Origin of the sequence: Bradyrhizobium sp. CB3481 (assembly GCF_029714305.1) — a bacterium.
Lineage (GTDB): Bacteria > Pseudomonadota > Alphaproteobacteria > Rhizobiales > Xanthobacteraceae > Bradyrhizobium.
Genome location: NZ_CP121647.1, coordinates 7353243 through 7368161, shown reverse-complemented (window position 1 = coordinate 7368161; position 14919 = coordinate 7353243). Strand labels below are relative to the sequence as shown.

General features: G+C 62.9%; 11 protein-coding genes. 7 read left to right on the top strand and 4 right to left on the bottom strand.

The features are described from left to right. Positions 1 to 8 precede the first annotated feature (8 nt). The 4 genes from QA643_RS35615 to cysD all read right to left on the bottom strand — a co-directional run bounded on the left by QA643_RS35615 (position 9) and on the right by cysD (position 8010). Positions 9 to 2699, bottom strand: coding sequence for a DUF2235 domain-containing protein (locus QA643_RS35615; protein WP_283030316.1), 2691 nt, complete (start codon positions 2697 to 2699; stop codon positions 9 to 11). A gap of 260 nt (positions 2700 to 2959) precedes the next feature. Next, positions 2960 to 5122 carry a malate synthase G gene (locus QA643_RS35610; protein WP_283030315.1) on the bottom strand — a complete coding sequence of 721 codons (2163 nt, stop codon included), beginning with the start codon at positions 5120 to 5122 and terminating at the stop codon, positions 2960 to 2962. Between the two features lie 131 nt (positions 5123 to 5253). Continuing rightward, a complete protein-coding gene (gene cysC / locus QA643_RS35605) occupies positions 5254 to 7191 on the bottom strand; it encodes an adenylyl-sulfate kinase (RefSeq protein ID WP_283030314.1) in 1938 nt (645 codons plus the stop codon). Between the two features lie 24 nt (positions 7192 to 7215). Then, on the bottom strand, positions 7216 to 8010 hold the full coding sequence (gene cysD, locus QA643_RS35600; protein ID WP_283035043.1) for a sulfate adenylyltransferase subunit CysD: 795 nt from the start codon (positions 8008 to 8010) through the stop codon (positions 7216 to 7218). 255 nt (positions 8011 to 8265) lie between these two features. Between cysD and cysG the strand changes: the two genes are divergently transcribed. From cysG to cysT, 7 genes are all read left to right on the top strand, one after another. Then, positions 8266 to 9702 carry a siroheme synthase CysG gene (gene cysG, locus QA643_RS35595; protein ID WP_283030313.1) on the top strand — a complete coding sequence of 479 codons (1437 nt, stop codon included), beginning with the start codon at positions 8266 to 8268 and terminating at the stop codon, positions 9700 to 9702. Further along, complete coding sequence (locus QA643_RS35590) at positions 9699 to 10010, top strand: DUF2849 domain-containing protein (protein ID WP_283030312.1); 312 nt, start codon at positions 9699 to 9701, stop codon at positions 10008 to 10010. Before cysG ends, QA643_RS35590 begins: the two co-directional genes overlap by 4 nt. Positions 10011 to 10024: 14 nt before the next feature. Further along, positions 10025 to 11680, top strand: a complete 1656-nt coding sequence (locus QA643_RS35585; protein ID WP_283030311.1) for a nitrite/sulfite reductase — start codon at positions 10025 to 10027, stop codon at positions 11678 to 11680. Next, positions 11667 to 12182, top strand: a complete 516-nt coding sequence (locus QA643_RS35580) for a DUF934 domain-containing protein (RefSeq protein WP_283030310.1) — start codon at positions 11667 to 11669, stop codon at positions 12180 to 12182. The genes QA643_RS35585 and QA643_RS35580 overlap by 14 nt, the downstream gene beginning before the upstream one ends. 2 nt (positions 12183 to 12184) lie before the next feature. Beyond that, positions 12185 to 12910 (top strand): phosphoadenylyl-sulfate reductase, encoded by a 726-nt coding sequence (locus QA643_RS35575; protein ID WP_283035042.1) that lies wholly within the window; start codon positions 12185 to 12187, stop codon positions 12908 to 12910. Between the two features lie 138 nt (positions 12911 to 13048). Next, a complete protein-coding gene (locus QA643_RS35570) occupies positions 13049 to 14038 on the top strand; it encodes a sulfate ABC transporter substrate-binding protein (protein ID WP_283030309.1) in 990 nt (329 codons plus the stop codon). A 90-nt stretch (positions 14039 to 14128) separates the two neighbouring features. Then, positions 14129 to 14914 (top strand): sulfate ABC transporter permease subunit CysT, encoded by a 786-nt coding sequence (gene cysT / locus QA643_RS35565; RefSeq protein ID WP_283035041.1) that lies wholly within the window; start codon positions 14129 to 14131, stop codon positions 14912 to 14914. Positions 14915 to 14919 lie beyond the last annotated feature (5 nt).

Below are 14919 nucleotides of genomic sequence, written 5' to 3'. Positions count from 1 at the left end.
GTGACCTCTCAGTTCGGCTGCCGGGCGCGCTGCACGCTGATCGTGGCCTTGCCGGAATTGTCTTGGTGGAAGTAGTTGCGTTTCCCGGGCCAAACCAAAACAGCTTCGTTGACGTACAGGAACAACTCTCCACTGCTCTTGGGAATGATCTGAACGTCGAGCCGGTTGGTCCGGGTATCGTCGTCGGGTTCGAGCACGCGCTCGTCACTTCCGATCGATCCGACGCGGGCGATGACCTTGAACGGCTCCACGAACAGGTGCCGCTTGAGCGGCCACTTGATCGCTTCCTTCAGCTTGGCGATGAAGCCTGGATTCAACCTGCCGCGAGTGCTGACAATGGTGCCGTCGCCGTCGCGCCAGGCGTGTTCCCTGTCTTTCGGATCGGGGGGCGTCACCATGATGCTGTATTTCTGACCCTGCTCGAGCCAGATGCCCGTCGCGTGGCAGACCTCGCTGATATCCAGCTGCCTCAGCTTTTCGCCGACCGGACCGATTTCGCAGGTGAAGGGACAGGTTGCGACGCTGGCAATTCGCGTTGACGGCGGCTTGCCCGGCTCGGGCGAAGCGGACGCACGGCAGACCGGCATGTCGTAACGGCAGCTGGCCCTGGTGTCATCGCAGCCAGCCTTGCGCATGGGCTCGCAGACCGGCTGGCCCTCCCCGCAAAACACGTCGCGGCCGTTGCTGCATTTCGGCGGCTCACCCGGTTTCGAGCAGGAGGCAATCCCCGGAGAGATGCAGGCATCGAGGCCCTGATTTGCGACCCTGCCGCGGGCCATGGCCGCGGTGATGTTGTCACTCTGACGGCAGATGCGACCACCGGCCTCTTCGATGCTGAAGACGAGATGGCTGCCAAACAAAACGGCCAGCGTCAGGAACGAGGCTGCGAACACGAATGGCAAGATGATGAGCTTCAGGCTGCGAACCGCCGTTCGGTACGGTCGCCAGGTGCGCAGGTGATGAACCAGATTGCTCGGTGTGAAGAGCGCCAGCCAGGTGGCGATCATGATAGTGGCGACCGAGAAGCTCATATGCGCCGCTAGAAATTGCGCGACGCTCCTGGGCGGACGCAGCCAGGCCGGCAGATGGGCGTGCCCAAGAAAGTAGACAATGAGAGCAAGACTGAGGATGCCATAGGCAATGCCCAATTTCGAAGGGGCCGCAGCTGGCGCGGAGCGCCAGACGCGCTCCATCCTGTCCTCGATCCGCTTTCCGAGGCGGACCCCGAGCCAGATCAGCAAGACAACGAAGAATCCCAGCACCAGGAAATGACTGGGATCGCGCGCATAGGCGTCGATCCACAGCGCGAGGCCCCCCGGCAGGACGTGGCCAAGCGCCCGGATGGCTCCGGAGACCAGGCTGAGTGGGCTGGTGAACTCGCCGGAGCGGGGAATAATGCGCGACAGCGGATAGATAGCGAGATAGAGCGAAGCAAATACGGTGATGAAATAGATCAGACGTCGCCGCCAGACATCATTCCAGATCTGCTCCTGCATGTCGCATCGCGCCGCCGCCTGGGCCTGGCTCTCCAGATTTGCCTGCGGCTGAATGCCGGTATCGGTGAGCAGGTCATAGTGCTGCGGTATGCCGATCGGCGCATAGCGGTGCGCGCCCTTCTGCGCTCGGACGATCGCCGTCTCGTGAATGGTGGGCGCGTTGTTGTTGACGCGATCGCCTTCACGCCAGGAAAACCTCATGTGACTGAGGTCCGCGATCCTTCGCGGCCCGTAACGATAATAACCGCCGAGTCCGTTGCGCGAGTCGTACAGCCGGCCGTCCTTATCACGACGCCATTCGGCATAGGCCATCATGTCGGGGTCGGGATTGGTCGGCTGGTTGGGGATCGTCTTGAACTGCAGGCCGAGCGCCTGGGCCTCTTTCATGATCCAGTAGAGCGGAATGTAGGCGAGCGAATCGTCGGGATAGCCGCCCCCGACGTTGGAGTGAACGCCGGCGAACCATACCTGGCTTAGACGATCGCGAGGCACGCCCTGCTCGTTCCAGAGCACAGGATGGAAGGTTGTCCGCTCGTCGTCGAGCGAAAGGGCGTGACAGGCCCGCTGGATTCGCGTGTCAAAATTTCGATTGGGCAGCTCGAGCGGCCAGATATATTGGCTGACGCCCCGCGCCATCTCATCGATCGGTAATCCGTATGCAGCAACGGTATCCCAGACGCCTATGAAGTCGATGCGTTCAACAGGCCGATTCCGGGTGTTGTTGTAGCGTTTGCCCAATAAATAGAGGGCCGCATCCCGAAGCTTCCGGAATGGCCACTCGAAGCGCAGGAACGTATGGAAGCGCTCGGCGCGATAGGCCCGGTAGGCCATTGCGGCCTGTTCGTAAAGTTCGGCTTTGGTCGCTCCAGTCACCAGCCCCTGATTCAGAACCAGGCCGACGACGACGCGCATGGTGAAAGCGCCCCGGCTGAATCCGAAGCCGAATATCTGATCGCCCGGCTCGTAGTTGGCGCAAAGGAATCTGTAGATATCGAGAACGTTGCGCTTCAGGCCCCATCCGAAAACGCCGCCGAGGATCGCGAGCGGCTTGAAAGAAGAGGTGCCGACGCCGTCATCGTAGAAGGCGACCTGATCGTTTGCCCTGAGATCGAGGCTCTCGAACACGCGCCAGACGTTGGATTTCCAGACCTTGCTGGCCGAATTGCCGGTGCCATCCGACAACAGGATGATGCGCTTGGACATAGGTTGCCCCCGGAAGAAAAAGCAAATTTGAAATCAGCGCAGCGAAAAAACCAAATGCAGCGAAAATCAAACCAAAGAGAATGCTGCGTCCTTGCCGGAATCAGGATGTTAAAATACTGCCTCAGGTTGAGTGTTCGTGCAAGGCGAACGCGGGTGATCGCGCCGAGATGCGATGCAGTATTAACCGGTTGCTTGCTCACCAAGTGCTGAAACGAAAGAAGCCCCGGCACGCCGGCCGGGGCTTCTTGAATGTCCGCTTATCAGCCCGCCGCCTTCGCCTCGCGGCGGCGCGCGGTGAGAATGTATTCGGTATAGCCGTTCGGCTGCTCGCGGCCCTTGAAGATCAGGTCGCAGGCGGCCTGGAACGCGACGCCGTCGAACGAAGGCGCCATCGGCTTGTAGAGCGGATCGCCGACGTTCTGCTTGTCGACCACCACAGCCATGCGCTTTAAGGATTCCATCACCTGGTCCTTGCTGACGACGCCATGCGCCAGCCAGTTCGCCAGATGCTGGCTGGAAATGCGCAAGGTGGCGCGGTCTTCCATCAGGCCGACGTCGTGAATATCAGGCACCTTGGAGCAGCCGACGCCTTGGTCGATCCAGCGCACGACATAGCCGAGGATGCCCTGGCAGTTGTTGTCGATCTCCTGCTTCACGTCGTCGGGCGCCCAGTTCGACTGCGACACTGGAATGGTGAGGATGTCGGAGAGTTTTGCGCGCTGACCGCCCTTGGCGAGTTCCTGCTGACGCGCGATCACGTTGACCTGGTGGTAGTGCAGCGCGTGCAGCGTGGCCGCGGTCGGCGAGGGCACCCAGGCCGTGGTCGCGCCGGCCTGCGGATGGCCGAGCTTCTGGGTCAGCATATCAGCCATCTTGTCGGGCGCCGCCCACATGCCCTTGCCAATCTGGGCATGGCCGGGCAGGCCGTCGATCAGGCCCATGTCGACATTCCAGTCTTCATAGGACTTGATCCAGGGCTGCGCCTTCATGTCGTTCTTGCGGATCATCGGCCCGGCTTCCATCGAGGTATGAATCTCGTCGCCGGTGCGGTCGAGGAAGCCGGTGTTGATGAAGCAGATGCGCTTCGACGCATTCTGAATGCAGGCCTTCAGGTTCACCGTGGTGCGGCGCTCCTCGTCCATGATGCCGACCTTCATGGTATTCTCGGGTAGCCCGAGCAGCTTTTCGACCTCGCCGAACAGCTCGCAGGTCAGCGCCACTTCGTCGGGGCCGTGCATCTTCGGCTTGACGATGTAGACCGAGCCGGTGCGGCTGTTCTTCGTCTTCGAATTGCCCTTGAGGTCGTGGATTGCGAGCAGGCCGGCAACCGCCGCGTCGAGCAGGCCTTCGGGAATCTCCTCACCGTTCTCGTCGAGCACCGCGTCGGTGAACATGTGATGGCCGACATTGCGCATCAACAGCAGGCTGCGGCCGTGCAGCGTGAGCTCCTTGCCATCGGGCGTCTTGTAGATGCGGTCGGGGTTGAGCGAGCGCTTGACGGTCTTACCGCCTTTTTCGAAATCGGCCGACAGCGTGCCATCCATCAGACCGAGCGTGTTGCGGTAGACCAGCACCTTGTCCTCGGCATCGACGGCGGCGACGGAGTCTTCCATGTCGAGAATGGTCGAAACCGCGGCTTCGAGGATCATGTCGGCGACGCCGGCGGGATCGTCCTTGCCGATCACGTTGCTGCGGTCGATCACGACCTCGACATGCATGCCGTTGTTGACGAGCAGGACCGCGGAAGGCCGTGCCGCGTCGCCCTGGTAGCCGGCGAACTGCGAAGCCGTCTTCAGCGCGGTGGCGTTGCCGCTCTTCAGCTTCACGGCGAGCTGACCGGCGATCACGCTGTAGGACGTCACGTCGGTGTGGCTGCCGGTCGCGAGCGGCACGGCGGCATCGAGGAAGGCCTTGGCCTTGGCGATCACCTTGTCGCCGCGCGCCTTGTTGTAGCCCTTGCCGCTCTCGCTCGGGTCATGCGGGATCGCATCGGTGCCGTAGAAGGCATCATAGAGCGAACCCCAGCGCGCATTCGCCGCGTTCAAGGCGTAGCGGGCGTTGGTCAAGGGCACGACGAGCTGCGGTCCGCAGATCTTGCCGATCTCCTCGTCGACGTTTGCGGTCTCGACCTTCTGGGTCGCAGGTTCGGGAAGGAGATAGCCGATCTCCTTGAGGAAGGCCGTGTAGGCGTTGACGTCGAACGCCTTGCCCTTGTTGGCGCGATGCCAGTCGTCGATCTTGGCCTGCAGCGCATCGCGGTAGGCGAGCAACTCGCGATTCTTCGGTCCCAGCTTCTTGATGATGGCAGCGACGCCGGCCCAGAACGCGTCGGGGGCAATCCCGGTTTTGGGGGTCGCCTCCTTGGCGATGAAATCGAACAGGACAGGGGCGATCTTCAATCCGTGGGCATCGACACGCTTCATGATGGGCTTTCTCAAAAGAAATGGCGTTTGCAGGCTGTTTTCGGGCCAAAACAGCAAAAAACGCGCCAAAGGGGCGGCATTGGCCGCCCTTTTAGCCCTAAAGCCGGGTCGATGAGAAGTGCCTAAAAGGCCTAGATGTTGGCCGCGAGGTCCACCAGTTCGTCGAACAGAATACCGGTCTCCGCCAGCATCCGCTCAATCTCGTCGGTCGCATCGGAAACCGTGCGGGTCGAGGTGTCGATGCTGAGTTCTGCCTGGGCCGGCGGCTGGTAGTCATTGCCGATCCCGGTGAACGCTTGCAGCGTGCCCGCGCGCGCCTTGGCGTAGTGGCCCTTGGGATCGCGGCTCTCGCACACCTCGGCAGGCGTTGCGACATAGATTTCACGGAACGTGGTATCGGCGATGCGGCGTGCGGCGGCGCGATCATCCGCCGACGGCGATACCGCGGCAACGACCGCGATGTGCCCGTTGCGGGCCAGATGGGTCGCGACCTCGGCGAGCCGGCGGATATTTTCCGTGCGGTCCTGCGCCGAGAAACCAAGGTCGCCATTGAGCCCGGCGCGCAGCGTGTCGCCATCGAGAAGGATCGGTGAACCGCCGCGCGAGAACAGGCGGCGCTCGAGCGCGCGTGCCAGCGTGGATTTGCCGGCTCCTGGCAGACCGGTCAGCCACACCACCGCGCCGTTGTGGCGGTAGCGCGCCGAGCGTTCCTCGGGGCGCAACGCGGATTCGACCGGCACGATGTCGATCGGGACGGCGCGTGCCCCGGCATCGACCGACAGCACGAGACCACCGCCGGCGATGCGGCCGTTGACCTCGATCACGAGGCGCCCGGTGCGCGGATTGTCCTGATAGGGATCGGCGGCGATCGGCTGCGCCAGCGAGATGTCGATTTCGCCGACATGGTTGCGCGCGATCGCCTTGGTCTCCTCGTTGGAGAGCTCACCAGGATCGATCGCCTTTTCGATCGCGACGACGCTGGCGCGGGTTTCTCGCGTGCCGAGGCGGATCAGGATCTGGTCGCCTTTCGACAACGGCTTTTCATGCAGCCAGAAAATCCGCGCACGAATCCGCCGCGTGTCGCGCGGCGTGGCGCCGGCATGCGCGATGATGTCGCCGCGTTCGATGAACAATTCGCGGTCGAGCGTGATGCCGACCGAACGGCCGGCGCCGTGGCTGCCCTTAAGCGGCGTCACCGGCCAGCTCTCCACCGTCTTGATCTTCGCGATCTTGCCGGCCGGCATGATGACGATCTCGTCGCCGGCGCTCAGATGTCCGGACTCGATGCGGCCGGCCACGATGCGGCGGTCGTCGAACTTGTAGATCGCCTGCACCGGCAAGCGCAGCGCGAGCTGCTCCAGCGGGCGCGCCGGTTCGAGCGCGTCAAGCGCTTCGACCACCGTCGGCCCCTTATACCAGCCGATGCGCGCGGTGTGCTCGGCGACGCCGTCGCCGTCGCGCGCGGAAATCGGAATAACGGCCGACGGCTTCACGCCGAGGTCGGTCAGATGCGCCGAAATCTCGTCGCTGATCTGCTTGAAGCGATCGGCGCTGAAATCGACGCGGTCCATCTTGTTGACGACGATCGCGACCTGCTTGATGCCGAGGAGATGCAAGAGATAGCCGTGGCGCCTGGTCTGGTCACGCACGCCTTCCAGCGCGTCGATGATCAGGACCGCGCCATCGGCCTGCGAGGCGCCGGTGATCATATTGCGCAGGAACTCGGCGTGACCGGGCGCGTCGATCAAGACGACGTCGCGCGAGCCGGTGCGAAAACGGATCTGCGTGGTGTCGATGGTGATGCCCTGGTCACGCTCGGTCTGCAGCGCATCGAGCAGGAACGACCATTCGAACGGCATGCCGCGCCGTGCACTCACGGCCTTTAGCATTTCCAGCTTGCCCTCGGGCAGGCTGCCGGTCTCATGCAGCAGGCGGCCGACCAGGGTGGATTTGCCGTGATCGACATGGCCGACGATGACGATGCGGACCTGGGGTCGCGTCGTGCCATTTGGCATCGACGTGGTGCCGTTCGGCGTGGCCGAAACGCTGGCGGGAAGGATCATGTTCATGGCGACGCTCACACCCAATGTCCGTCAGAGATAACCTGCGACGCGCAGCCGCTCGAAAGCGTCTTCGGTCTCGTGATCCAGCGCGCGGCCGGCGCGCTCCGGCACCTTGGTGCCGTCGAGCTCGGTCAGGATCTCATCGATATTGGAAGCGGCCGAAGCCACCGGGAAGGTGATGTCGGCGTCGCCGAGCGAGCGATAGCGCTTGCCGTTGTTGGAGAGATAGAGCGGGATGATCGGAATGTTTTCGCGCTTGGTGTAGGCCCAGATGTCGGCCTCGGTCCAATGCAGGATCGGATGAACCCGCAAATGCGCGCCTTGCGGCACCGAGGCGTTGAACTGATCCCAGAATTCCGGCGGCTGATCGCGCACGTCCCAGCCGCCTTCGAGGCCGCGCGGCGAGAACACGCGCTCCTTGGCGCGGGTGGCTTCCTCATCGCGGCGAATGCCGGCGATCAGACCGTCAAAGCCATACTTGTTGAGCGCCCATTTTAGACCTTCGGTCTTGCGCGCAGCCGAGCGGGCGGCCGGCGGCAAGGTCGGATCGACCGCGTCGATCGGCGGGCAGGGCTCGACCTTGAGATCGAGATCCCATTCCTTGCCGTAGTGATCGCGGAACGCATACATCTCCGGAAATTTCTTGCCGGTGTCGACGTGAAGCGCCGGGAAGGGCACGCGGCCGAAGAAGGCCTTGCGCGCCAGCCAGATCATCACGTTGGAATCCTTGCCCAGCGACCACAGCAGCGCCAGCTTCTTCAGCCGCGCGAACGCCTCCCGCAGGATGTAGATGCTCTGCGCCTCGAGCTCGTCGAGGTGGTCCATCGAGGGCGGCGGCAGGCTTCGGCCGTTAAAAATTTTCGGCACAGATGATGCTTCGTGACGGGCAGCAGGCCGCAACGCCTGTCCGTTGGATTCATGGTCGAGAAGATGCATCTCTGAGCCTTGGACTTGGGAGTGGAAAAATTCTAAAGTTGCGCTGCAATAGAGAAGAAATAATTTTCTCTTTGCGGCTCTTGATCGAGAGATAAATAGAAAATAATTTCAGTCAACCCCCAACTTGGGGAAAGCGAGTGTCGGATGCGCTATCTGCCTGTCTTCCTGGATTTGCAACGCGGCAAGGTGCTGCTCGTCGGAGCGGGTGATCTTGCACGCGCCAAGTTGCGGCTGCTGGCCGCGGCGGGCGCCGAGGTGCGTTGGTATGCGACCGACGGCAATCATGATCTCGCGGGCCTCGCCGCCGCCGACGTGGCCCGGATTGAGCTGGCCATGGGTGATCCGCTGTCGGCCGATCTCTCCGGCATCATCGCAATCCTCTGCGCCGGCGCTGGCGATATCGGCGTTGCGATGTCGGCGCGCGCGAAGGCGGTCGGCCTGCCCGTCAACGTGATGGACGACCTCGCGCATTCCACTTTCATCTTTCCCGCGATCGTCGATCGCGGCGACGTCGTCGTTGCCGTCGGCACCGGCGGCACCTCGCCGGTGGTGGCGCGCCGCATCCGCGAGCGCATCGAGGCGGTGCTGCCGGCACGCATCGGCGACCTCGCCAGTTTCATCGGCAGCTTCCGCAAAGCGATCCATGCGCGCATTCCCGAATTCGCGTTGCGCCGCCGCTTCTGGGAGCGCGTGATCGATGGGCCGATCGGCGCGCTGGTGCTGGCCGGACGCAAGGCCGACGCCGAAAAGGCGCTGAACGAAATCGCCGATCTCTCCGCCTTCGCTGGAGCGAATGACGACGGCAAGGCCGAAGGCCGGGTGACGCTGGTCGGCGCAGGGCCGGGCGATCCGGATCTGCTCACCATCAAGGCGCTACGCGCGCTGCAGGATGCCGACATCGTTTTCTACGACGAGCTGGTCTCGCCGGAAATTCTCGATCGCGTGCGCCGCGATGCCTCGCGCGTTCCGGTCGGCCGCCGCGTCGGCAAGCCCGGCATCGGCCAGGATGCGATTCACAAACTGCTGATTGATGCGGCGAAATCCGGACAGCGCGCGGTACGGCTGAAGGGGGGCGATCCCTTCATCTTCGGCCGCGGCGGGGAGGAGATCGAAGTGCTGCGCGCCGCCGGCGTTGCCTATTCGGTGGTGCCCGGCATTACCGCGGGCCTCGGCGCGGCCGCGCAGTTCGAGGCGCCGCTGACCTATCGGCACGAGGCGCTGCGCATCACCTTCCTGACCGCGCACAAGGCCAAGGACGCCGAAGCCGTCGACTGGTCGGTGCTGACAGATAAGAAGATGACGATCGTCGTTTACATGGGCATGACGGCGGCGCCGTCGGTCCGCGCGGGGCTCCTGACCGCGGGACGATCGCCGCAAACGCCCGTCGGCATCTTCGCGCGGGTGACGCGCACCGACGCACAGGCCGTGGTCGGCACGCTGGAAAATCTGCCTGCGCTGGTCGAAAAAATCGATGGCGGTCCTGCCATCCTCATCATCGGCGACGTCGTCGCGCATTCCGCGCCGTGGCGTCAGTCAAACCTCAATCAAGTCATCTCCAAACTGCTGGATGCTGCCGAATGACCTCTCCACTCGAACAGAAGAAAATCAGAATCACCGGGCCGTCGGTGGTGACCGCCAACCGCACCTGGGACGGCGCCGTGGTCTGGCGGACTGCGGAACAGGGCTGGACGACCGCACTGGCTGACGCCGCGATCGTCAGCACGTCGGATGATGCACGTGCGTTGCTCGCCGAGAGCGTCGCCGACGACGTCGGTGCGGTCGGCGCTTATATCGCGCCGGTCGAACTCAAGGCCGGCGCGATCAAGCCCGGCAATTTGCGCGAACACATCCGGTCGAAGGGCGTCACCATCGACCTTCTTCCGGCCTAAAAGGCTAGTCCATCATGTATGCATATGACGAACTCGACCGCACGCTCATCAACGAGCGTGTCTCGGAATTCCGCGATCAGGTGAAGCGCCGCCTCGCCGGCGAACTGACCGAGGATGAATTCAAGATCCTGCGGCTGCAGAATGGCGTGTACCTGCAGCTGCACGCCTACATGTTCCGCGTCGCGATCCCCTACGGCACGCTGTCGTCGAAGCAATTGAGGGCGCTGGCCCGTGTCGCGCGGCGATATGACCGCGGCTATGGCCATTTCACCACGCGCCAGAACATCCAGTACAACTGGATCAAGCTCGCCGAGCTGCCCGATGCGCTGGCCGAGCTCGCTGAAGTGGGCATCCACGCGATGCAGACCTCCGGCAACAACATGCGCAACGTCACCTCGGATCAGTGGGCCGGCGTTGCGCCCGGCGAGGTCGAGGATCCTCGCATCTGGTCGGAGATCTTGCGCCAGCACACCACGCTGCATCCGGAATTCTCGTTCCTGCCGCGCAAGTTCAAGATCGCGATCACCGCGTCCGAGCACGATCGCGCCGCGATCAAGATCCACGACATCGGTCTGCGCCTGCACAAGAACGCGGACGGCGAGACCGGCTTCGAGGTGCTGGTCGGCGGCGGCCTCGGCCGTACGCCGTTCATCGCCAAGACCATCAAGCCGTTCGTCCATGGCCGCGACATCCTGAGCTATGTCGAGGCGATCCTGCGCGTCTACAACCAGTACGGCCGCCGCGACAACATCTACAAGGCCCGCATCAAGATCCTGGTCCACGAGCTCGGCATCGAAAAGTTCGCGCGCGAGGTCGAGGAGGAATGGAAGCAGATGGGCCACAGCGCCCTGACGCTCGATCATTCCGCGATCGAGGAGGTGCGGTCGCGCTTTTCCTATCCGGCCTACGAAAAGCTGCCGCATATGCCGGACGAACTGAAGCAGGCGGCGGCCGATCCGCTGTTCGAGCGCTGGCGCAAGAACTCGGTCGCGCCGCACAAGGTGCAGGGCTATTCGATCGTCACGCTGTCGCTGAAGCCGGTGGGCGGTCCGCCCGGCGATGCCACCGCCGACCAGATGGACGCGGTCGCCGATCTCGCCGACAAATATTCATTCGGCGAAATCCGCGTCGGGCACGAGCAGAACCTGGCGCTGCCGCATGTCGCCAAGCGCGACCTGCCGCAGCTCTGGAGGGCGCTCGACCGTCTCGGGCTCGCGACGCCGAACGTCAACCTGGTCACCGACATCATAGCCTGTCCTGGACTGGACTATTGCTCGCTGGCCAATGCGCGCTCGATTCCGATCGCGCAGGAATTGACCCGGCGGTTCGCCAACCACGACACATCAGACATGATCGGCCGTCTGCACATCAACATCTCCGGCTGCATCAATGCCTGCGGCCATCACCATGTCGGCCATATCGGCATTCTCGGCGTCGAGAAGAACGGCGAGGAATTTTACCAGATCACGATCGGCGGCCGTGCCGACGAAAACGCGCAGATGGGCGTCCTGATCGGCCCGGCCGTTCCCTATGCCGAAGTTGCCGACGTGATCGAAGACATCGTCGAAGCCTATCTGGCGCTGCGCGACCGTCCCGAGGAGCTATTCGTCGATACGGTGAAGCGTCTGGGCGTCGAGCCTTTCAAGGAGCGGGTCTATGCCACTCGTTAAGAATGGAAGAATTGTCACCGATTTGTTCGTCCGCGTCGCCGACGGCGAGGAACTACCTGGTAACGGGGACATCCTGATTTCATCGGAACGGTTTCTCGCCGATCCCGAAACGCTGTTGCGCCGTGCGGGCAAGACCGGCGTGATTTGGCCGAACAACCGCGCCGTCGACGATCTCCTGCCCTATCTCGAGCGTCTGGCCGCCGTGGCGCTGGTGTTCCCGACCTTCCGCGATGGCCGCGCCTACAGCCAGGCGCGCCTGCTCCGCGAGCGGCATGGCTATGACGGCGAGCTGCGCGCCACCGGCCAGGTGCTGCGCGACCAGTTCGTATTCATGTCGCGCGCCGGCTTCGACACCTTCGAGGTGAAAAAGGACGCCGATGCCGATGCGTTTGCCGAGACCATGAAGCGCTATTCGGTATTCTATCAGCCGACCGGCGACGGCCGCGTCACCGCGCTCAATCGGCGGATGCAATTGCGCCATTCGGAGAGTGCTGGGCAGTGACCATGATTTCACCGCATGCACTGGCCGCAGCTCCCGCGATCCTTCCTTCGGCGCAGACGCTCGAGCATACCCTGCGCGGCGCCTCGCCGGCGCATGTCATCGAGACCGCGCTGAAGACCGTCGGCCGCGAGCAGCTGGCGCTGGTGTCGTCTTTCGGCACGGAGTCAGCTGCGCTGCTCAAGGTGATGGCGGACGTCGACCCGGCGATCCCGGTGATCTTCCTCGATACCGGTTGGCTGTTCGAGGAGACGCTCGCCTATCGCGATAAGTTGACCGACGTGCTCGGCCTTCTCGACGTTCGCTCCATCAAGCCACTGGAAGAGACGCTCTCGCGTCAGGATCCCGATCGCGAATTGTGGTTCTCCGATCCGGATGCCTGCTGCCGCATCCGCAAGGTCGAGCCGCTGGCGCGGGCACTCAAGCCGTTCTCCGCCTGGATCAACGGTCGCAAGCGCTTTCAGGGTGGCGCGCGCGCCGAGATTCCCGTCGTCGAAGAGGATGGCGAGCGGTTGAAGTTCAATCCGTTCGCCAATGTCTCGCGCGAAGAGATCGAGGCGATCTACAAGCTGGCCAAATTGCCGCCGCATCCGCTGGTCGCCTCGGGCTACCTGTCGGTCGGATGCATGCCATGTTCGAGCCGCACCGCACCGGACGAGGATGCCCGTGCGGGTCGCTGGCGCGGCCGCGCCAAGACGGAATGCGGCATTCATACGACGAAAACTTCCTAGAACTCGTACTTCATAGGACAACGGAGCTGCGGAACCGCAAACAATGAAATGCGGTTTCGTTGACTGAGCGACCTTTCGTCGCGACTTATACCTTCGCGCTTTGATGATATGCTTCATCGAGCCGAATGGAGATCAACGATGATCAGTCGCATTCTGCCGCTCCTCGCGGGCTTGCTCATTGCAGGTTCGGCTTTCGCCGCTGATTTTAGCCTGCTCAACGTGTCCTACGATCCGACGCGTGAACTTTACGCCGATTTCAACAAGGCGTTCGCCGCGGCATTCAAGAAGGAAACCGGCAAGAGCGTCGAGATCAAGCAGTCGCATGGCGGTTCGGGCTCGCAGGCGCGCTCGGTGATCGACGGCCTGCAGGCAGACGTTGTCACGCTGGCGCTCGCTTATGATATCGACGCGATCGCCGCCAAGGGCCTGGTGGCCGCGGACTGGCAGAAGAAGCTGTCGCTCAATGCCTCGCCCTATACTTCGACGATCGTATTCCTGGTGCGCAGGGGCAACCCCAAGGCGATCAAGGACTGGGACGATCTGATCAAATCCGGCGTGCAGGTGATCACACCGAACCCCAAGACCTCAGGCGGCGCGCGCTGGAATTACCTCGCGGCGTGGGGCTTCGCCGAGAAGAAATACGGCTCCGCCGACAAGGCCAAGAAGTTCGTCGCCGATCTCTTCAAGAACGTACCGGTGCTGGATACCGGCGCGCGCGGCTCGACGGTAACCTTCGTCGAGCGCGGCGTCGGCGACGTGCTGCTGGCGTGGGAGAACGAGGCTTTCCTGGCACAGCGCGAATTCGGCAAGGACAAGTTCGAGATCGTGGCGCCGCCACTATCGATCCTTGCCGAGCCACCGCTGGCTGTGGTCGACAAGGTTGCTGATAAAAAGGGCACCCGCGCCGTCGCCGAGGCCTATCTGAAATATTGGTACACCAAGGAAGGCCAGGAAATCGCCGCACGCAATTCCTATCGTCCGCGCGATTCAGAGATCGCGAAGGAATACGAAAAATCCTTCGCCAAGGTCGAACTTTTCACCATCGACGACGTTTTCGGGGGTTGGACCAAGGCGCAGAAGGATCACTTCGGCGAAGGCGGCATTTTCGACCAGATTTACAAGAATTGATCTGGCGAACGGGCGGCCGGAGCGAAAGCAGGGGGATTTGTGAGCACAGCGGTCGCACGGCGAAGCAGCCTGCCCGGGTTTGGTCTCACCATGGGACTGACCCTGACCTGGCTTTCCGTCATCATTCTCATTCCGCTCGCCGGCCTGTTTCTAAGGACGTTCGACCTCTCGCTCGTTCAGTTCTGGGAAATCCTCACCAGCCGCCGCACTCTGAATGCGCTAAGGATTTCGTTCGGCCTTTCCTTTGCCGCGGCCTGCGTCAATCTGGTGATGGGCACGATCATCGTTTGGGCGCTGGTGCGTTACCGCTTTCCCGGGCGGCGGCTGTTCGACGCCATCGTCGACATTCCATTCGCCTTGCCGACCGCGGTAGCCGGCGTTGCGCTGACGCAATTGTTTGCGCAGAAGGGCTGGCTCGGCGCGCCGCTGGCCGAGCTCGGCATCAAGGTGGCGTTCACGCCGATCGGTATTTTCATCGCGATGGTCTTTATCGGTATTCCCTTCGTGGTGCGCACGGTGCAACCCGTGCTGATCGATCTCGATCCCGAGATCGAGGAAGCGGCGGCAAGCCTCGGGGCTAACCGTTGGCATACTGTGTTCCGGGTGATCATGCCGAGCCTGATTCCGGCGCTATTGACCGGCTTCGCGCTGGCGTTTGCGCGCGCGGTCGGCGAATACGGTTCGGTGATCTTCATCGCCGGCAATTTGCCGAACGTTTCCGAGATCGCGCCGCTCCTGATCGTGATCCGCCTGTCGGAATTCCGCTATGCCGATGCGACGGCAATCGCCGTCGTCATGCTGCTGGCCTCGTTCGTGATCATCTTCGCCGTCAATCGCCTGCAACGCTGGGCGCAAACCCGCATTCCCGCGCATTGAGGGCC